At 70.3% G+C, this 18,579-nt stretch carries 17 protein-coding genes and 1 pseudogene; 6 read left to right on the forward strand and 12 right to left on the reverse strand.

The window, feature by feature from the left end:
* Nucleotides 1-44 precede the first annotated feature (44 nt).
* Nucleotides 45-254, forward strand: coding sequence for a PspC domain-containing protein (locus ACF088_RS04050; RefSeq protein WP_392373785.1), 210 nt, complete (start codon nucleotides 45-47; stop codon nucleotides 252-254).
* A 260-nt stretch (nucleotides 255-514) separates the two neighbouring features.
* Here the strand turns inward: ACF088_RS04050 and ACF088_RS04055 are convergent, their stop codons facing one another.
* The gene (locus ACF088_RS04055; RefSeq protein WP_392373786.1) at nucleotides 515-784 is read right to left on the reverse strand and encodes a hypothetical protein; all 270 of its coding nucleotides are present in this window, start codon (nucleotides 782-784) and stop codon (nucleotides 515-517) included.
* A gap of 142 nt (nucleotides 785-926) precedes the next feature.
* Complete coding sequence (locus tag ACF088_RS04060; RefSeq protein WP_392373787.1) at nucleotides 927-2,087, reverse strand: adenosine deaminase; 1,161 nt, start codon at nucleotides 2,085-2,087, stop codon at nucleotides 927-929.
* 103 nt (nucleotides 2,088-2,190) lie between these two features.
* Between ACF088_RS04060 and ACF088_RS04065 the strand changes: the two genes are divergently transcribed.
* On the forward strand, nucleotides 2,191-3,009 hold the full coding sequence (locus tag ACF088_RS04065; protein WP_392373788.1) for an alpha/beta hydrolase: 819 nt from the start codon (nucleotides 2,191-2,193) through the stop codon (nucleotides 3,007-3,009).
* 142 nt (nucleotides 3,010-3,151) lie between these two features.
* Here ACF088_RS04065 and ACF088_RS04070 read toward each other — a convergent pair whose 3' ends face one another.
* Nucleotides 3,152-4,168 (reverse strand): LysR substrate-binding domain-containing protein, encoded by a 1,017-nt coding sequence (locus ACF088_RS04070; RefSeq protein ID WP_392373789.1) that lies wholly within the window; start codon nucleotides 4,166-4,168, stop codon nucleotides 3,152-3,154.
* A 62-nt stretch (nucleotides 4,169-4,230) separates the two neighbouring features.
* Here ACF088_RS04070 and ACF088_RS04075 point away from each other — a divergent pair, with 62 nt between their 5' ends.
* Nucleotides 4,231-5,547: an MFS transporter gene (locus ACF088_RS04075; protein WP_392373790.1), complete on the forward strand. Its 1,317-nt coding sequence runs from the start codon at nucleotides 4,231-4,233 to the stop codon at nucleotides 5,545-5,547.
* A 152-nt stretch (nucleotides 5,548-5,699) separates the two neighbouring features.
* Nucleotides 5,700-6,818, forward strand: a pseudogene (locus ACF088_RS04080) (hypothetical protein); the annotation flags it as partial.
* Here the strand turns inward: ACF088_RS04080 and ACF088_RS04085 are convergent.
* Nucleotides 6,796-7,329, reverse strand: coding sequence for an NUDIX hydrolase (locus ACF088_RS04085; protein ID WP_392373791.1), 534 nt, complete (start codon nucleotides 7,327-7,329; stop codon nucleotides 6,796-6,798). The pseudogene ACF088_RS04080 and the gene ACF088_RS04085 sit on opposite strands and share 23 nt — an antisense overlap.
* A gap of 120 nt (nucleotides 7,330-7,449) precedes the next feature.
* Here ACF088_RS04085 and ACF088_RS04090 point away from each other — a divergent pair, with 120 nt between their 5' ends.
* The gene (locus ACF088_RS04090; RefSeq protein ID WP_392373792.1) at nucleotides 7,450-7,638 is read left to right on the forward strand and encodes a hypothetical protein; all 189 of its coding nucleotides are present in this window, start codon (nucleotides 7,450-7,452) and stop codon (nucleotides 7,636-7,638) included.
* 64 nt (nucleotides 7,639-7,702) lie between these two features.
* Here the strand turns inward: ACF088_RS04090 and ACF088_RS04095 are convergent, their stop codons facing one another.
* The 3 genes from ACF088_RS04095 to ACF088_RS04105 form a co-directional block, all read right to left on the reverse strand.
* On the reverse strand, nucleotides 7,703-8,296 hold the full coding sequence (locus tag ACF088_RS04095) for a Uma2 family endonuclease (RefSeq protein WP_392373793.1): 594 nt from the start codon (nucleotides 8,294-8,296) through the stop codon (nucleotides 7,703-7,705).
* A 124-nt stretch (nucleotides 8,297-8,420) separates the two neighbouring features.
* Nucleotides 8,421-9,698, reverse strand: coding sequence for a thymidine phosphorylase (locus tag ACF088_RS04100; protein WP_392373794.1), 1,278 nt, complete (start codon nucleotides 9,696-9,698; stop codon nucleotides 8,421-8,423).
* Nucleotides 9,699-10,062: 364 nt separating this feature from the next.
* Entirely contained in the window at nucleotides 10,063-10,797 is a 735-nt protein-coding gene (locus ACF088_RS04105) for a dienelactone hydrolase family protein (protein WP_392373795.1), read from the reverse strand.
* Nucleotides 10,798-11,300: 503 nt separating this feature from the next.
* On the opposite strand from ACF088_RS04105, the gene ACF088_RS04110 reads away from it, so the two are divergent.
* On the forward strand, nucleotides 11,301-12,620 hold the full coding sequence (locus ACF088_RS04110) for a DUF4419 domain-containing protein (protein WP_392373796.1): 1,320 nt from the start codon (nucleotides 11,301-11,303) through the stop codon (nucleotides 12,618-12,620).
* Nucleotides 12,621-12,757: 137 nt separating this feature from the next.
* Here ACF088_RS04110 and ACF088_RS04115 read toward each other — a convergent pair whose 3' ends face one another.
* From ACF088_RS04115 to ACF088_RS04135, 5 genes are all read right to left on the reverse strand, one after another.
* Nucleotides 12,758-13,159 carry a cytidine deaminase gene (locus ACF088_RS04115; protein WP_392373797.1) on the reverse strand — a complete coding sequence of 134 codons (402 nt, stop codon included), beginning with the start codon at nucleotides 13,157-13,159 and terminating at the stop codon, nucleotides 12,758-12,760.
* Nucleotides 13,156-14,436, reverse strand: a complete 1,281-nt coding sequence (locus tag ACF088_RS04120) for an ABC transporter permease (RefSeq protein WP_392373798.1) — start codon at nucleotides 14,434-14,436, stop codon at nucleotides 13,156-13,158. Before ACF088_RS04120 ends, ACF088_RS04115 begins: the two co-directional genes overlap by 4 nt.
* Nucleotides 14,433-15,566 carry an ABC transporter permease gene (locus tag ACF088_RS04125; RefSeq protein WP_392373996.1) on the reverse strand — a complete coding sequence of 378 codons (1,134 nt, stop codon included), beginning with the start codon at nucleotides 15,564-15,566 and terminating at the stop codon, nucleotides 14,433-14,435. Before ACF088_RS04125 ends, ACF088_RS04120 begins: the two co-directional genes overlap by 4 nt.
* 56 nt (nucleotides 15,567-15,622) lie before the next feature.
* A complete protein-coding gene (locus tag ACF088_RS04130) occupies nucleotides 15,623-17,164 on the reverse strand; it encodes an ABC transporter ATP-binding protein (protein WP_392373799.1) in 1,542 nt (513 codons plus the stop codon).
* Between the two features lie 263 nt (nucleotides 17,165-17,427).
* Nucleotides 17,428-18,459: a BMP family protein gene (locus ACF088_RS04135; RefSeq protein WP_392373800.1), complete on the reverse strand. Its 1,032-nt coding sequence runs from the start codon at nucleotides 18,457-18,459 to the stop codon at nucleotides 17,428-17,430.
* Nucleotides 18,460-18,579 lie beyond the last annotated feature (120 nt).

An 18,579-nucleotide genomic window follows, 5' to 3' on the forward strand; every position in this document is an offset into this window, starting at 1 on the left:
ACATCGGGGCACACGCCCCACAGAGTCGCAAAGGAGCCGTCCTCATGGCCGCCGCACTGGTCCGCCCCCGCAACAACCGAATGATCGCCGGAGTGTGCGCGGGCCTGGCCCGTCGCTTCGGTACGACTCCGACGACGATGCGCGTGCTCTTCGTGGTGTCGTGTCTGCTTCCCGGCCCGCAGTTCCTGGTCTATCTGGCGCTGTGGATACTCCTCCCCTCGGAGGAGAAGGCCACCGGCGCCGCCGCCTGGTGACCCGCCCGGCCGCCCCGAGGCTGCCCGGCGTGGACCACTGAGCCGATGCACGGTTGAACCGATGCACGGTTGAGCCGATGCACCGCTGAGCGGATGCCCCGCCGCGCCGGGCCGGGTCCCCCGCCGCACATCAGGGTGTCCCCGGGCGCACATCACACTGTCCCCGGCCGCACGTGACGGTGCCCCGTCCGTACGCACCAGGGCGTACGGACGGGGCACGGCGCGATACCCGTCCCCCGGGGGACGGGCCGCGTCCGGCGTCAGCCGCCGAGGAGGCTGCCGGGCTGCAGGCCGCCCAGCAGCTTGTTGCCCTGGGAGTTCATCTTGGTCTTGACGTTCTTGCCAGCCGGCTTGGCCTTGGTGAGCCCGGAGACGGTCTTGGTGGCGTCCTTCACCGGCAGGCTCTTCAGCACCCCGGTGGTGTCGGGGGTGCCGATCGCCGGGGCGGCGCTGGCGACGCCCGCGGCGGTGACGGCGAAGGCGGCACCGAGCGCGACGGTACCGAGAGTCTTGATGGTTCCCTGCTTCATCGAATTACGTCCTCGTGATGGGGGCTTGACCGGCCAATCAACCTAGTGATGCGGCAACCGGCGCCGCAAACAGCCACGACGAAAGAAAAAACGGCCGGTGGACATTCCACCGGCCGTTGCGCTATAAGCTCGCGCTACCCGCTCACACAGAGTCAGAAGAGCTGTTCACAGGGGAAGTTGAGCCCTGGGGACGGAACAGCCATTCGGCCCGCAATTCTGCGTAACCGGGCTTGATGACGTCATTGATCATGGCCAGACGTTCATCGAAAGGAATGAACGCTGATTTCATCGCATTGACTGTAAACCACTGCATGTCATCGAGCGTGTATCGGAAGGTCTTGACCAGATGCTCGAATTCCCGGGACATGTTCGTGCCGCTCATCAGCCGGTTGTCGGTGTTGAGCGTGAGCCGGAATTGCAGTCGGCGCAGCAGGCCGATGGGGTGCTCCGCATAGGAAGGGGCGGCCCCGGTCTGCAGGTTGGAGGTCGGGCACATCTCCAGCGGGATGCGCTTGTCCCGTACGTACGAGGCGAGCCGGCCGAGCTTGACCGAGCCGTCGTCGGCGACCTCGATGTCGTCGATGATCCGGACCCCATGGCCGAGGCGGTCGGCGCCGCACCACTGCAGGGCCTGCCAGATGGACGGCAGACCGAAGGCCTCACCGGCGTGGATGGTGAAGTGGTTGTTCTCCCGCTTGAGGTACTCGAACGCGTCGAGGTGGCGGGTGGGCGGGTAACCGGCCTCCGCGCCCGCGATGTCGAAGCCGACGACGCCGGTGTCCCGGTAGCGGTTGGCGAGTTCGGCGATCTCCAGGGCGCGGGCGGCGTGCCGCATCGCGGTGAGCAGCGCGCCGACGCGGATGCGGTGGCCCTTCTCGCGGGCCCGCCGCTCGCCCTCGCGGAAGCCCTCGTTGACCGCCTCGACGACCTCTTCGAGGGTCAGGCCCGCTTCGAGGTGCTGCTCGGGCGCATACCTGACCTCGGCATAGACGACACCGTCCGCGGCAAGGTCTTCGGCGCACTCGGCGGCCACCCGGGCCAGTGCGTCACGGGTCTGCATGACGGCGCAGGTGTGCGCGAAGGTCTCCAGGTAGCGCTCCAGCGAACCGGAGTCGGCGGCCTCACGGAACCAGACCCCGAGCTTCTCCGGGTCGGTCTCGGGCAGGCCCTCGTAGCCGGTCTCACGGGCCAGGTCCACGACCGTGGCCGGACGGAGCCCGCCGTCGAGGTGGTCGTGGAGCAGCACCTTGGGGGCACGGCGGATCTGTTCACTGGTCGGGAGTGTGGTGGTCTCGCTCGTCATCTCGGCACTCTAGCCCCTACGCGCGTAGATCTCATCGAACGATATGTAACAGTGACCCGTCCACGGGGTGGCGGGCACGCCACCTTCTGCCATCGTTCTGCTCATGGCTCAGCAAGCACTGCCGGTGCGCGAGGCCCGGCTGGGAAAACCGCTGGGAACGGCCGGCAAGGAAGGGGCGCGCGAGGCGCTCCGGTGGCGGGGTGGCGGCGGTCGGGGCACCGGCCGGGAGGTGAGCGGGGTAGCTCTTTTACTGCCCGGAGGCGGACCGACCGGGGTGCGGCGTCCGTCGCCGGTGGCCGCGCTGGCGGTGCGTCCCCTGGCCGTCCGGCTGGTGAAAGCGGGGCGCCCCGAGGGCCTGACGGCCCATGTCGTGCGCTACCGCTGCAGCGGCTGGAACGGGCCCGACGCCCACCCGGCACGGGATGCCACCTGGGCCCTGGACGAGGTGGTCCGCCGCTATGGCGATGTCCCGGTCTGCCTCGTCGGCACGGGCATGGGCGCCCGCGCCGCCCTGCACGCCGCAGGTCACCCCGCCGTCAACTCCGTACTGGCGCTGGCCCCTTGGCTGCCCGACCCCGGCCAGAGCGACGAGCGGCCCGAACCGGTGAAACAGCTCATCGGTCGGCAGGTCCTGCTGGTCCACGGCACCAACGACGAACGCACCGACCCGGATCTCTCCTACCGCTACGCCGAGCGCGCCAAGAAGGTCAACCGCGACACCTGCCGTTTCGAGGTGCACTCCGACGGCCACTCCCTGCACCAGCACCGCGCCGAAGTCCTCGCCCTGGCCGCCGATTTCATGCTCGGCTCACTGTTCGCCCGCGACTACGCCAGACCCGTGAAGGACGCCCTGGCCGCACCACCGCCGCTGGGCCTGCGGATGCCACTCGCCGCGGGCTTCGGGGCGTCGCTACGGCACTGAGGACCGCGAGCCCGAGGCACGGAGGCACCGAGCCTCGGACGGAGGAACGGAGGCACAAAGGCACTGCGGGAGTGAAGCACTGCGGGAGTGAGGCCCTGCGGGAGTGAGGCCCTGAACGCGGTGTCGCTCCCGGGTGCGCCCGTCACCTGGGCAGCAGCCTCCCCCGCCGGCTCAGCAGGAACTTCTTGAATTCGGCGACCGGCGGGGTGTCGGGATGGCCGTCCAGCCAGGCGACGCCGATCTCGCGGACGGCGCGGGGGGCCGTCACCGTCAGCTCGGCGACTCCCGGGCGCGGTACGGCGGGCGGTGGCAGCAGTGCCACGCCGAGCCCGGCCGCGACCAGGCCGCGCAGCGTCTCGGCCTCCTCCCCCTCGAAGGCGATCCGTGGGGTGAAGCCCGCCTCGGCACACAGTGCGTCGGTGATCCGGCGCAGCCCGTAGCCGGGTTCGAGGGTGACGAACAGCTCGCCGGCGGCCTCGGCGAGCCGGACCCGCTTCCGGCCGGCCAGCGCATGGTCGTCCGGAACGACCAGGCGCAGCTTCTGCTCGTCGAGCCGGCGGGCGACCAGGTCCGGGTAGTCCGGGACCGGCGAGGTCAGGCACAGATCGAGGTCACCGGCGCGCAGCCGCTCGATCATGGCCTCGCCGTAGTTCTGGACGAGCTGGAAGCGGACGCGCGGGTGGTCGGCACGGAAGCTGCGGATCAGGCCGGGCACGGTCTCCGATCCCAGGGTGTGCAGAAACCCGAACGCCACCTTCCCTGCGGCGGGGTCGACATCGGCCCGTACGGACTCCGTTGCCCGCTCCAGCTCCGTCAACGCCCGCTCGGTGGAGGCGAGAAAGGCCCGGCCGGCCCGGGTGAGGGAGAGGGTGCGGCCGTGCCGGGCGAAGAGGGCGACGCCGAGGTCGTCCTCCAGGCGGACGAGCGCGCGGCTGAGCGTCGGCTGCGGCATGCCGAGCTCCAGCGCGGCGCGGGTGACGTGTTCGTGCCGGGCGACGGCGGTGAACTGGGCGAGCCGCGGGGCAAGGATCGCCGCCCAGGAATCGCCCCCGAGCTCTGCCGCCTCCCCTGCCTCCGCACCGGCCCGCGGCGCTCCGGCAACATCTTTTCTGTTGCGACCTTGCAACAGCGGCCCTTGTGAGCTGGGATCATGTGTCACAGCATCGATTATGCCGTTTCTATGCATTGGACGCATGAAACGCGGCGGCCTACCTTCGAAGCATGCCTCCCGCTGATACCGGGGCGTCCGTTACCGACCGTGCGGCCGCCTCTCCCCAGTCGTCCACTGACACTTCTCCCTCCGCCGCACCCGACCCCGAGTCGGGCAAGCTGCGGCCTGGCGGCCCCGGCTACCGCCGGATGAGCTTCGCCCTCTTCGCCGCCGGAGTGGCGACCTTCGCACTCCTCTACTCCACGCAGGCGCTGCTGCCCGCGATCTCCACCGACCTCGGGGTCAGCCCGGACCAGGCGAGCTGGACCGTATCCGCGGCCACCTTCGGCCTGGCGCTCGGAGTGATCCCGCTGAGCGCGGTCTCCGAGCGCTTCGGCCGGCGCACGCTGATGACGGTGTCCCTCTCGGTCGCCGCGCTGATCGCCATGCTGGTGCCGTTCGCCCCGTCGCTCGGTGCGCTGATCGCGCTGCGCGGCGTCCAGGGTGTGGCGCTGGCCGGGCTGCCGGCATCGGCGATGGCCTTTCTGGCCGAGGAGGTACGTGCCAAGGCGCTGGTGGCGGCCATCGGACTGTTCGTGGCGGGCAACAGCATCGGCGGGATGTCCGGCCGGATCGTGACCGGCTGGGTCGCCCAGGCGTGGGGCTGGCGGGCCGCGCTGGCCGCGGTGGGTGTGCTGGCCGTGGTGTGTGCGGTGACGTTCCGGCTGCTGGTCCCCAAGGCCCGGCACTTCGCGCCCCGTTCGGTGGGTCCGCGGGCGCTGGCCCGTACGCTCGGCGGCCACCTGGCCGACCCGCTGCTGCGCCGCCTCTACGCCATCGGCGGGCTGTTCATGACGGTCTTCGGCGCGGTCTACACGGTCATCGGCTACCGCCTGGTCTCCGAACCGTTCAACCTCCCGCAGGGCATTGTCGGTTCGATCTTCGTGATCTACCTGGTCGGCACGGTCTCCTCGGCCGCGGCCGGCAAGCTGGTCGCCCGGACGGGCCGCCGCGGCGCCCTCTACCTGGCCGTCGGCACCACCTCGACGGGTCTGCTGCTCTCCCTCGCCGACTCCGTCGCCGCGGTGCTGGCGGGCCTGGTCCTGATCACCGCGGGCTTCTTCGCGGGCCATGCGGTCGCCTCGTCCTCGGTCAGCCGCACCGCCAAGACGGCGCGTGCCCAGGCCTCGGCGCTGTACCAGTGCTCCTACTACGTCGGCAGCAGCCTGGGCGGTGCGCTCGGCGCCGCCGCCTTCCACGCCGTCGGCTGGGAGGGCACCGTCCTCCTGGGCCTCGCCGCGATGGTCGGCGCCGCCTCGATCACCCTCTACGCCACCCGCAAGGCCGTGGCCGAACGGCGCCTCCTCCACCTGGAGAAGGCCGCGTAACCGGCGCCCCTCAGCCCGAAGGGCCCGCCCCACCACCTGTCCTGGTGGGGCGGGCCCTTCGTCGCTCCGGGAGACCTCCACCGTCCTGGTGAAGGCGAGTCCTGCGCCGCCAGACGGCCCCCAGAGGGAAGACACCGGTTTCGACGGTAGGCCGAAGACTGGACGGACTGTGCATCCCTGGGCACATGCTCGGCCTGGCCCGGCGAGGGTGGGAGTCCCCGCAGAGCCTGACCGTCACCCCACGAGAACCGGTCGAGACGCCGCCGGGCGGCGAGCCACTGGCCGCGGGGCTGCCGGGGGCGGACGTGGACAGCATTCTTGCCTTGGCGGCCGAGCACGACCTCAGCCCCTCGACGCTGGACGCGCTGCACTCGTCGATCGCGGACTACTGGCGCCGGGACGACGAGCACGGCGGAGAGACCTTACGGCCGGCGGTCGTCGGTCAGCTCCGCTACGTAGTTGGTCTCCTCAAGGAGCAGCGCCCCACACCCATGCGGGACGGCCTGCACAGCATCGCGGCCGAGCTGGCCCGGCTCACCGGGTGGACCTACTTCGACGCGCGCCAGTACAACCAGGCACGCGCCTACTTCACCGAAGCTCTGGGGCTGGCCAAGGCCATCGACGACCGCCAGTTCATGGCCAACGTGCTCGCCTGCATGAGCCTCCAGGCCACCTACCAGGACAAGCCCGGGGATGCCCTCGCACTCGTCACGGCAGCCGAGGACCAAGCCCGAGACGCAGAGGGAACGACGCCGCGTGTACTGGCCATGCTCGCGATGCGGGAAGCCTTCGCCCATGCCACCCTCGGGAACCACAGCGCCACCCACAGCGCGATCTCGGAAGCCCACACCTGCTTCAGCCGGATCAGTGCCGACGATCCGGACCCGGCCTGGGTGGCCTACTTCGACGAGCCGAAGCTGATCGTGGACACCGGCATCGCCCACGGCCGTCTGGGCGAAGCCGCCGTCGCTGAACCCCTGATCGCGGACGCCCTACGCCGCGAACACCGATCGAACCACCGGGGCCGCGCCTTCCACGCCGTCTGGCTGGCCCGCACCCAGCTGCAACGCGGGAAGCTCGACGAGGCGTGCCACACGGCAATGGACGCGCTGGCTCCTGCGGCGGCCGTGAGGTCACAACGAGTCGCCGGCCACCTCCGGGAGTTCTACGAGCAGTTGAAGCCTTTCCGCCGGGAGCCGGCCGCGCTGGCTTTCGAGGCCCGGCTCCGGGAGCTACTGCCCCGCAAGGTCAGCGGATCGCCTCGTCCATGAGCACGTAGAGCAGCCCGACGAGGGAACCGCTGCTGACGATCCCGCGCCGGTCGATCATGCCCCGAACCTTGGCCAGTGGGATCCACTCGATCCGGTCCGACTCGTTCTTCTCGGTCGGCGGACCCTCGTACGTCGCCCCGTCGGCCCGGAAGACGTAGTGCTGGGAGTCGGTGATGCCGTTGGCCGGCTCGGCGTAGATCAGCGGCTTGACGGGACCGGGGCGCCAGCCGGTCTCCTCCAAGACCTCACGGGCCGCCGCATCGGCCGGGGTCTCGCCTTCCTCGACCAGCCCCATGGGCAGCTCCCACGCCCAGGTATCCGTGATGAAGCGATGCCGCCACATCATCAGGACCTCGCGACGATCGTTGACGACCGCGGCCACGGCCAAGTGGCGGAGCTTGACGACGTGGTGTTCCCAACGGTGTCCGTCCGGTGTCTCGACGTCGGTGAGCCACAGGTTCACCCACTTGTTCTCGTAGATCGGACGTTCCCCGTGGATCTTCCACTGCATCGCTGCGGCCCCTCTCGATCGGCCTCCAGCATCGCAGAGCCAGGCTGAACTGCAGCCGGATTCGGGAGAATTCACGTCACAATGACGAATACAGTGATGGCTCGGAGACGAACGAGAGGGATGCAGAGCCGAGAACGGTGGGAGCGCCCCCGGGGTGCGCTCGGCGCCGCCGCCTTCCACGCCGTCGGCTGGGAGGGCACCGTCCTCCTGGGCCTCGCCGCGATGGTCGGCGCCGCCTCGATCACCCTCTACGCCACCCGCAAGGCCGTGGCCGAACGGCGCCTCCTCCACCTGGAGAAGGCCGCGTAACCGGCGCCCCTCAGTCCGAAGGGCCCGCCCCACCACCTGTCCTGGTGGGGCGGGCCCTTCGTCGTCAACTGAGGCGAAAGAGCGACGTGTCGATGGTCATGTCGAACGGCTCGGGGAGGTGAAGCGGCTCGCCGAGGCACGTGGGGCGCCGGCTGCGGTAGCGCGTGTGGTCCGGGTCGCCGTGAAGGGTGGCGGTCGGGCCGTCGGGCGACCAGAGGTCGATGAGCAGGTAGAGGGGTACGCCTGCGGAGGCGTATCCGGCGGGTTTGTGGAGCCGGTCGTGGACCGCGGAGCTCGGTGAGGTGATCTCGACGACCAGTTCGGCTGCGGCGGCGGGGACGAAGTACCCGGGGCCCCGAACCACGGAATCGGGGGCCACCACGAGGTTGGGGACGTAGAGGCCATGGCAGGCGGGAACGGCGAGGGCAAGCTTCTGGTAGGCGCCTCGGTTCTCAGGGAGCGCCTGCTGGTACAGGGCGCGGCTGAGCTCAGCGACGATCACGTTCTGCCGGACATCGCGCGGCGGGGCGACGGTGACGATGCCCTCCACGATCTCCACCATGCAGCCCTCAGGGGCCTCGGTGTCCTCCCAGATCCGGACGAGGGCCTCCCATACCCGGCCCTCCTGCGGGTAATGCTCGGCGGTGAGTGCGGTCACGGCGGGCTCCTCCTCTTCGGCGCGCCCCCGACTGCACCACGCGGAACGGGACCCGCGGCAGCCCACGGGTCCCGTTCACTCATACGAGCCGAGCCCTCTGCGGCCCTTCGGCCTCGGGTCCAGGTCAGGCGATACGTTCCAGCACCACCGGAGTGGCGGCGAAGGCCGCGTCCTCGGGGCCGACGAGGACGCCGCCGTCGAGGGCCTCCAGGGCGTAGGGGAACTTCTCGGGGGTGTCGGTGTGCAGGGTCAGCAGGGGTTGGCCGGCGGTGACCGTGTCGCCCGGCTTGGCGTGCAGCTCGACGCCCGCGCCTGCCTGGACCGGGTCCTCCTTGCGGGCCCGGCCGGCGCCCAGGCGCCAGGCGGCGAGGCCGACGGCGTAGGCGTCGAGGGTGGTGAGAGTGCCGGAGGAGGAGGCGGTGACGACATGCTGTTCGCGGGCCACCGGGAGGGCTGCGTCGGGGTCGCCGCCCTGGGCACTGATCATGCGGCGCCAGTGGTCCATGGCGGAGCCGTCGGCCAGCGCCTTGGCCGGGTCGGCGTCCTTGAGGCCGGCCGCGTCGAGCATTTCGCGGGCGAGGGCGAGGGTGAGGTCGACGACGTCCTGGGGGCCGCCGCCGGCCAGTACCTCGAAGGATTCGCGGACTTCGAGGGCGTTGCCGGCGGTCAGGCCGAGCGGGGTGGCCATGTCGGTGAGCAGGGCGACCGTCTTCACGCCGTGGTCGGTGCCCAACTCGACCATCGTGGAGGCCAGTTCGCGGGCATTGGCGAGGTCCTTCATGAAGGCGCCGGAGCCGACCTTGACGTCCAGGACGAGGGAGCCGGTGCCCTCGGCGATCTTCTTGGACATGATGGAGGAGGCGATCAGCGGGATGGACTCGACCGTGCCGGTGACATCGCGGAGCGCGTAGAGCTTCTTGTCGGCGGGGGCCAGGCCGTCGCCGGCGGCGCAGATGACGGAGCCGACATCGCGCAGAACGTCCAGCATCTCCGCGTTGGAGAGCGTCGCGCGCCAGCCGGGGATCGCTTCGAGCTTGTCGAGAGTGCCGCCGGTGTGGCCCAGGCCCCGGCCGGAAAGCTGCGGTACGGCCGCACCGCAGGCGGCGACGAGCGGGGCGAGCGGGAGGGTGATCTTGTCGCCGACGCCGCCGGTGGAGTGCTTGTCGGCGGTGGGGCGGGGCAGCGAGGAGAAGTCCATGCGCTCGCCGGAGGCGATCATCGCGGCCGTCCAGCGGGCGATCTCCGTGCGGTTCATCCCGTTGAGGAAGATGGCCATCGCGAGGGACGACATCTGCTCATGGGCCACCTCGCCGCGGGTGTAGGCGTCGATCACCCAGGCGATCTGATCAGCGGTCAGCTCGCCGCGGTCGCGCTTGGCGCGGATGACGGAGATGACGTCCATGGAGGGTTCCTTTCAAACGGGTAGGTCCGTTCTACACGCATAGACGGCGGGGTGGCCAGGGGCGGCGGGCGGCCGCCCCTGGGGGTGGTGCCGGGGGCGGTGCCTGGGGTGCGGCGCGCCCCGTCCGGTGCCCCAGGGCGCCGAGCCATGCCCCGGCCCGGCGGGGTGCCGCGCCCACCCGGCGAAGGGCGGGCGCGGCACCGGTCGCGGTGTGGTCAGCCTAAGACATCTCGTACCTCGTCGGTTGTGGTCTCGCTGTGTTCGGTGGCCAAGTGGGCCACGGCCGTGCCGACATCGGTGTGGCCCACCGCGCTATTTGCTGGTCGCAGCCGCGTACTTCAGGTTTGGTTTCCGAGCCGGAGCCTCAGCTGTTGGCCAGTGTGCGGTCGAGGAGGGGCAGCAGGCGGTCCCAGTGGCGCTGTAGTCCGGCGGGGTCGAAGGCTTCGGTGTCGGACATGGTGAACCCGTGGACGGTGCCGGGGTAGATCTCGGAGGTGTAGTCGACCTTCGCGGCGTCCAGGGCCCGGTTGAGCTCGCCCAGGACTTCGGGCGTCAGGTCGCTTTCGGCATGGCCGAAGTGGACCTGGGCGGTGATCTCGGCGAAGGCATCCGGCCCGTCCACGCCCACGGGGCCGTGGAATGCGGCGAGGGCGGCCACCTGGTCGGGGTGGGCCGCGGCGGTGCGCATCGCCAGGAGGCCGCCTATGCAGTAGCCGGTCACCGCGACCGGTCCGGCGGCGACCTCGGGCTGGGTGGTGAGGAACCTGAGGTAGGCGTCGGCGTCACGCAGTACGCGTTCGGCGGTGTGCGCTTCGATCAACGGCATCAGCCGGGCCATGAGCGCGGGCCGGACTTCTTCTCCGATGTGCTCGGGCAGTTCGATCAGCGGTGCCGGGCCGTGCCGGTAGAAGAGGTTGGGGACGAGTACGTAGTACCCGTGCCCGGCCAGTTCGCGGGCCATCTCCCGCAGCACGGGCCGGATGCCGAAGCCGTCCGCGTACATCAGCACCCCTGGGTGCCGCTCGCCACGGTCGGGGAAGGCGGCGAAGGCGTCGGCCCGGCCGTCCGCGGTGGGAATCTGCAGAGTCCTGGTGGGCATGAATTCTCCTGTCGTCGTTGATGTGTCGAGCCTGTGATCAACACGACGGAGGCGGAGCACGCGCAGCAGCGCAAGATCCTCGATCAAACAGCGGGCCCGCACCGGCCCGTACGGCACTCAGAAGAGCACCGGGTCACCAATCCGTGTGTGGCGCAATGCCGTCCCGGTATACATGGCCGCACAGCGTAGCCCACCGGGCACCTGGCGACGCCGGCACCCCGGTCCACAGTGCGGTGCGACGTCCCGGGCCTCGGCCGGGCGCCGGCGTCTCTCCTCCCCATCGGCCGTCCCCCCCCCCACGATCGCGTACCCCGCCACGTCGGCGTACGCGGAAACGAGCCCAGCCCCCTGCCCCTGCCCGACTCCGCCGCCGGCCCCGGGTAGCGGAGAAGTACGTGCACGCCCTGTTACCGGTTGCCCGGTCACGCGGCGGGTGGGCCAGAGCCCACGGTCTTCGTGCCGCTTCTAGGATCGAGGTTCGATCACTGTTCCTGGGGGTGCGGATGGCTTTCGAGATGGACCTGCCGCTCGGCGAAGACGCCGATGCAGCGCGGCTCGCCGCCGCACTCACCGAACTCGGCAACGGGCGCTTCCTGCAGGCGGTGCTCCACGACCAAGTCCGCTTCCACCACCGCAGCACAACCCGCCTCGTCGGCTGGGCCACTGACGCCCAGGAGAACGCCGAGCCCACCTCCAGCCTCCTACTGCGCGCCGTCCACCTCTGCTTCACGGCCCACCTGCCGCTGAGCCTCTCGCCTGATCTGCTCTGGTACGCCGTGGTGCACGAGGTGGCCGGGCACGTCCGGCTGAACTCCAGCACGTACGAGGGAGTCTTCACCGACACGCCTGGGCACCAGCAGACCATCGCCGTCCGCGACGACCTGGCTCCGCAGGACTGGGAGCACTCGATCAACCTGGTCCAACAGCCCCTGCGTGGCCGGATCGGCGACGAGGTGGCCGACCTGTTCCAGCCGGCCTTTTCGACCACCACCCCCACCGACGCCACGGCCGCGCTGGTGGCGCTGATGGATGTGGTCAGGCCGTACTACCGCTTCCGGTGGCAGACGCTCTGCGGTATTCCCCGGATCCGGTTGGAGGGCACGGACCGGGACTGGCGCCTGCTGGCGGCGCGAGTACGGGAGTTGGAGGGCTGGTTCGAGGGCCTGCGGCCGTGGTTCACCGCCCTGCACCCGGTGCTGGACGCGATCTGCGCGACAGCCTCGGGGTGGGGTGTCGACCACCACTTCTGGCGCTCGCTCTACAAGTGGGAGTCGGATTCCGGCGGCGACCGGGTCACGGGATGGATCACGGCCTTCTTCGCCCACCGGTACACCGACAACGGACCATGTCCCAAGCGGTCGTTCGGTGCGGGCACCCTCCCCGAGGAGGACTTCCCCTCCCACGTCTCCCGTGTCCCGTTTCGCTGGGAGACCCCCGCCGGGACCCGCGAGATGGCCTTCCTCGGAGGCGTACTCGGCATCGAACGCGACGGCGAGTGGATCCGGCCCCAGCTCGGCCATGCCGTGGTCGAACTCCTCCCCGCCGCCGAGCACCGCGACGAGCACCTGCCCGAGCCCTGGACCTTGGCGGACGTCCAGCGCCTCACCGGCTGCCCGCAAGCCGACCTGCTCACCGTCCTCGGCACCGTCACCCACAACGGAACACCCCTCCAGGCCGTCTGCGCGATCAACCTGGACGGGATCTGCGCTGTCCAGGCCGACGACGGCGACTGGTACCTCGGCGACCTGGTCTCCGACGTCGGGGACATCCAATGCCGGGCCGGCTACGGCCCGGACCTCGGCAACGCGCTGCGAGCGCTCTGAGGTCCTCTTCGCTCAATGGGGAAGCACTCGGAAGTGTGCTTGCCCGGTAGATTCGAGTCTGCGCGTAGCCGTTGCCACTTGCGCCAAGAAGGGGCCGCGGACGAGCCTCGGGTGCCGTGGTTGGCGCACTGTCCCCGTCACCCCCTCAGATGCCCCGGCCCGAAGGCATCCGGCAGGAGTTCCGACAGGGGGCGGATGCCGGCTGCCGTGTCGACGAGGAGGTCCGGGCCGCCGTGTTCCCAGAGCAGCTGGCGGCAGCGGCCGCACGGGACGAGCAGCTCGCCCGCGCCGTCCACGCAGGTGAAGGCGGTCAGCCGCCCTCCGCCCCCTGCGAACAGGGCGGAGACCAGGCCGCATTCGGCGCAGAGGGCGAGGCCGTACGAGGCGTTCTCGACGTTGCAGCCGGTGACCGTGCGGCCGTCGTCCACGAGGGCGGCGGCGCCGACGGGGTAGCCGGAATAAGGGGCGTAGGCCCGGGACATCGCGTCCCGGGCCTGCGCGCGCAGTGCGGTCCAGTCGACCGGCACCGGTGGTGTCATGTGCCTTGTCCTCGGCGGTAGGGCCTGCCGTTCGCCTTCGGGGGCCGCAGTCGCTGGGCGGAGAGGGCGAGGACGAGCAGGGTGGCGATGTACGGGCTCGCCTCGACCAGTTCCAGCGGAACGGTGTCGGCCAGGAAGTACCAGCCTATGAGGACGGCCGCGGCCACCGCCGACAGCGCGGCCTGGGTGCGCTTGGCGGCGCGGAGCTTCAGCAGCGCGATCACCGCGAGCAGGGCGGCCAGGCCCAGCAGCAGGGCGTGGACGGTCGGGCCGCCGCTGCGCAGCTGCATGGCGTCCATGAAGCCGAACAGGCCCGCGCCCATCGCGACACCGCCAGGACGCCAGTTGCCGAAGATCATCGTGGCGAGACCGATGTAGCCGCGGCCGCCGGTCTGGCCGTCCTGGTAGAAGTGCACCCCGATGGAGAGGAAGGCACCGCCGAGGCCGGCCAGGGCGCCGGAGATCAGGACCGCCGCGTACTTGTACGAGTAGACGTTGACGCCCAGGGACTCGGCCGAGACCGGGGCCTCGCCGCAGGAGCGCAGCCGCAGACCGAACGAGGAGCGCCACAGCAGGTAGAAGGTGCCGATGAACAGGCCGATGGTGAGCAGGGTCAGCCAGGAGACGCTGGTGACCGCAGCGCCGAGGATGCCGGCGATGTCGGAGACCAGGAACCAGTGGTGGCCCTCGATGGAGTTGAGCCAGTCCGACAGGCCGGGGACGGTGAAGCTCGGCATGTCGGGCATCGGCGGGGACTGCTTGTCGTTGCCGCCGGCGGCCAGCGCCGCGCTGCCCTCCTGGCCGAACCACAGGGTGGCCAGGTACTGGGTGGCGCCGAGCGCCAGGATGTTGACCGCGACACCGGAGACGATGTGGTCGACGCCGAAGGTGACGGTGGCGACGGCGTGGATCAGCCCGCCGAGCGCGCCGCCGATGATGCCGGCCAGCGCCGCCGCCCAGGGGCCGTGCTCCCAGCCGACCCAGCCGGCCGCGAACGAGCCGAGCATCATCATGCCTTCGAGGCCGATGTTGACCACGCCGGCCCGCTCGGACCACAGGCCGCCCAGACCCGCCAGGCCGATCGGCACGGCGGCGCTCAGCGCGGCGCCGAACTGGCCGGTGGAGGTGAGGTCCGCGGTGCCGGTGACGGCCCGCAGGACGGAGAGCGCGACCAGCGCGCCGGCGATGATCAGCAGGATCCAGGGGTAGGTCAGCTTGCGCCGCCCGCTCTTCCCGGGGACCGCGAGCTTCGTCGCGGTCTTGAGGTCCGTACTCACGCCGACACCTCCGGCTTGTCGCTCTTGTCAGACTTGTCGGCGTTGGTCGTGCGGGACAGGGCGGCCAGCTCCTCGCCGACCTTGCGCTGCTGCAGGCGCAGCCCGTAGCGGCGCACGACCTCGTAGGCGATGACCACGCAGAGCACGATGACGCCCTGGATGACGCCGACGATCTCCTGTGCGTAGCCCTCGAACTCCAGCCGGGAGCCGGTGCGGTCGAGGAACGCCCACAGCAGGGCGCCGAAGGCCATCCCGACCGGGTGGTTGCGGCCGAGCAGGGCGATGGCGATACCGGTGAAGCCGATCCCGGCCGGGAAGTCCGTGCCGTACTGGAAGGACTCGCCGAGCAGGGTGGGCATGCCGACCAGGCCGGCCGCGGCACCCGACAGCAGCATGCTGCTGACGACCATGCGCTTGACGCTGACACCGCTGGCCTCGGCGGCCGACTCGGAGGCGCCCACGGCGCGCAGGTCGAAGCCGAAGCGGGTGCGGTTGATCCCGAACCAGTACAGCGCACCGGCCAGCACCGCGATCACCACGAAGCCGTAGACCGGCTTGGGGTGGGTCGGGAAGGTGAAGAAGTGGCTGGATTCCGGGAGGAACTTGGTGTGCAGGAGGTTGCCGTCCTTGATGGCGAGGCGGCCGTCCTGCAGGAAGTAGCCGATGATCGAGGCGGCAATGGCGTTCAGCATGATCGTGGTGATCACTTCGCTGACGCCGCGGGTGGTCTTCAGCAGACCCGCGATGCCCGACCAGATCGCGCCCACCAGCATCGCGACGACGATGAGCAGGATGATCTGGATCGCGCCGGGGAGGGCGATGGCGCCGCCCACCGCGGCAGCCGCGAAGGCCGCGAGGCGGTACTGGCCGTCGACGCCGATGTTGAAGAGGTTCATGCGGAAGCCGATGGCCACCGCCAGCGCCGAAAGGTAGTACGGCACCGCCTTGTTGATGATCCAGACCTGGCTGTCGCTGTAGTGGCCGTAGTCGGCCATGATCCCGTAGGCCCGGAAGGGGTTCTCGCCGGACGCGAGGAACACCAGGGACGAGATCACTATCGCGGCGACGATGGCCAGGACGGGCGCGGCGATCGCGAGGATCACCTTGTCGCGGGTGGCGCTGCGGGCGATGGCGTCCGCAGTGGGGTTCTTGGCGGGGCCCTTGGTGGAGCTGTTCGTGGAGGTGCTCACTTCTGCTCACCGCCCTGCTCGCCGGCGCCGTTCGGCGCACTGTCGTCCGCCGCGGTCTCGTCCGCGGCGGTGAGGTGGCCGCTGGCGGCACCGGTCATGGCGGAGCCCAACTCCTCCGGGGTGATGACGGCGGGGTCCGCATCCGCGACCAGCCGGCCCCGGTACATCACCCGCAGAGTGTCGGACAGCCCGATCAGCTCGTCCAGGTCGGCAGAGATCAGCAGCACCGCCAGGCCCTCGCGCCGCGCCTCGCGGATCTGTTCCCAGATCTGCGCCTGCGCGCCGACGTCGACCCCGCGGGTGGGGTGGGCGGCGATCAGGAGCTTGGGCCGGTGGCTCATCTCGCGGCCGACGATCAGCTTCTGCTGGTTGCCGCCGGAGAGCGAGGACGCGGTGACCTCGATGCCGGGGGTGCGGACGTCGTACTCGGCGACGATGCGCTCGGTGTCCTTGCGGGCGCCGGCCAGGTCGAGCAGTTTGCCCTTGCTGTTGGGCCGCTCGGTGACGTGGCCCAGGATGCGGTTCTCCCACAGCGGGGCTTCCAGCAGCAGGCCGTGGCGGTGGCGGTCCTCGGGGATGTAGCCGATGCCGCCCTTGCGCCGGGCGCGGGTGGAGGCCCCGGACAGGTTCGTGCCGTCCAGGGTGACGGTGCCGTGGTCGGGGGTGCGGGTGCCCATGACGGCCTCGACGAGTTCGGCCTGGCCATTGCCCTCGACACCGGCGACGCCCAGCACCTCGCCCTTGTGGATGGTGAAGGAGATGCCGTCCAGGACGGTGCGGACCACCCCGTCGGAGTCGGTCGCGGAGAGGTGGAGATCGCGCACGCGCAGCATCTCCTGGTCCGTGACGGTCGACTCGCGGGTCTCGGGCGACGGGAGTTCGCTGCCGACCATCAGCTCGGCGAGCTGCTTGGGCGTGGTCCCGGACGGCTCGACCGACGCCACGGTCGTGCCGCGCCGGATGACGGTGATGTCGTCGGCGACCGAGAGCACCTCGCCCAGCTTGTGCGAGATGAAGATGACGGTCAGGCCCTCGGACTTGAGCTCGCGCAGGTTGTCGAAGAGCGCGTCGACCTCCTGCGGGACCAGGACGGCGGTCGGCTCGTCGAGGATGAGGGTGCGGGCGCCGCGGTAGAGGACCTTGAGGATCTCCACCCGCTGGCGGTCGGCGACACCGAGGTCCTCGACCAGCACGTCCGGCCGGATGTGGAGCCCGTAGGCGTCGGAGAGCTCCGCTATCTTCGCGCGGGCGCCGGCGCCGATGCCGTGCAGCTTCTCCGCGCCGAGGACGGTGTTCTCCAGGACGGTGAGGTTGTCGGCCAGCATGAAGTGCTGGTGCACCATGCCGATGCCGCGGGCGATGGCGTCGCCCGGGGTGTGCAGGGTGACCTGCTCGCCGTCCAGCGCGATGGTGCCCTCGTCCGGCTTCTGCATGCCGTAGAGGATCTTCATCAGGGTGGACTTGCCGGCACCGTTCTCGCCGCAGAGGGCGTGGACGGTGCCGCGGCGCACGGTGAGATGGATGTCGTGGTTGGCCACGACGCCGGGGAACCTTTTGGTGATTCCGCGGAGTTCTACAGCGGGGGCGTCCGGGACGGCCCGGCCACTGCTCGTGGATGCTGCGTTGATGGCGCACTCCCCTCGGGGATGACGGTGCGGAAAGGACGAAGAACAAGAAAGCGGGACCGGAAGGTCACAGGGGGACGCGGGGACCGCCCCCCGGGCCGGCGCTGCGGCGCCCCGGGGTGGATCGTCGTCCCTGGCTGCGGCGCCTGGCCGCGGCGTCTGGCTACGGCGTCTGGCTACGGCGTCTCCTTGACCTTCACCTTGCCCTCGATGATCTTCTTCCGGGCCGCGTCGACCTGCGGCTGGATGTCCTTGATGAAGCCGCCCGAGGTGGCGAGCGAGACGCCCTGGTGCTTGAGGTCGTAGGCGTGGATGCCGGTCAGCGGCTTGTGGTCCTCGTAGCTCTTGATCAGGTCGAACACGGCCACATCGACGTTCTTCACGACCGAGGTCAGGATGTGGTTCTTGTACTTCGCCAGACCGGGCTGCTGGTACTGGTCGGAGTCCACACCGATCGCCCAGACGCCCTTGTGCTTGCTGATCTCCTCGATCGAGCCGGCGCCGGACTGTCCGGCCGCCGTGTAGATCACGTCGATACCGCTGTCGGTCATCCCCGCGGCCTTGGCCTTGGCGGCCCCCGGGTCGTTGAAGCCCTTGTCGTTGTTCGGGTAGAGGTACTGCGAGACGACCTTGGCCTTCGGGTCGGTGTCGCGTACGCCCTGCTCGAAGCCGGCCTGGAACTTCTGGATCAGCGCATTGTTCACGCCACCGATGAAGCCCACCTTGTGGGTCTTGCTCTTCAGCGCCGCGGCGACGCCGGCCAGGTAGGAGCCCTCGTGCTCGGCGAAGACCATGGCATCGACGTTCTTGCCCTGCGGCACGGCGTCCACGACACCGAAGCTGGTGTCGGGGAAGTCCTTGGCGACGTTCTGCACGGACTGGCTGTAGGCGAAGCCGACGCCGATGACCGGGTTGTAACCGGCCTCGGCGAAGGACGACAGCCGCTGCTCGCGGTCCGCCTCGGTCTCGCCGTTCTTGGCAGTGAGCATCTTGACCTTGACGCCCAGCTTCTTCCGGGCGTTCTCGGTACCGCGGGCGGCCGCCTCGTTGAACGAGTGGTCGTCCCGGCCGCCGATGTCGAAGGCCAGTCCGACGCCCGCGTGCTTGGCGCGATTGGCCTCGGCGAAGCTCTGTCCGCACGCGGTGGCGGTGAACGCGAGACACGTGGTGGCGGTAGCCGCGGCGGCAATCCTGATGACCCGACGCACGGGGCCTTCCCTTCGCTCTAAGCGCCCCCTTTGGCGCTGGCTTGTCGGAGATTAACGCGCGTAGACCTGGCGCAAAACCCTCCACTGCGCGGACGTTATCGATTCGAGGCGTAGGGCACC

Origin of the sequence: Streptomyces sp. NPDC015125, from assembly GCF_043080045.1 — a bacterium.
In the GTDB taxonomy this organism is placed as follows: Bacteria; Actinomycetota; Actinomycetes; order Streptomycetales; family Streptomycetaceae; genus Streptomyces.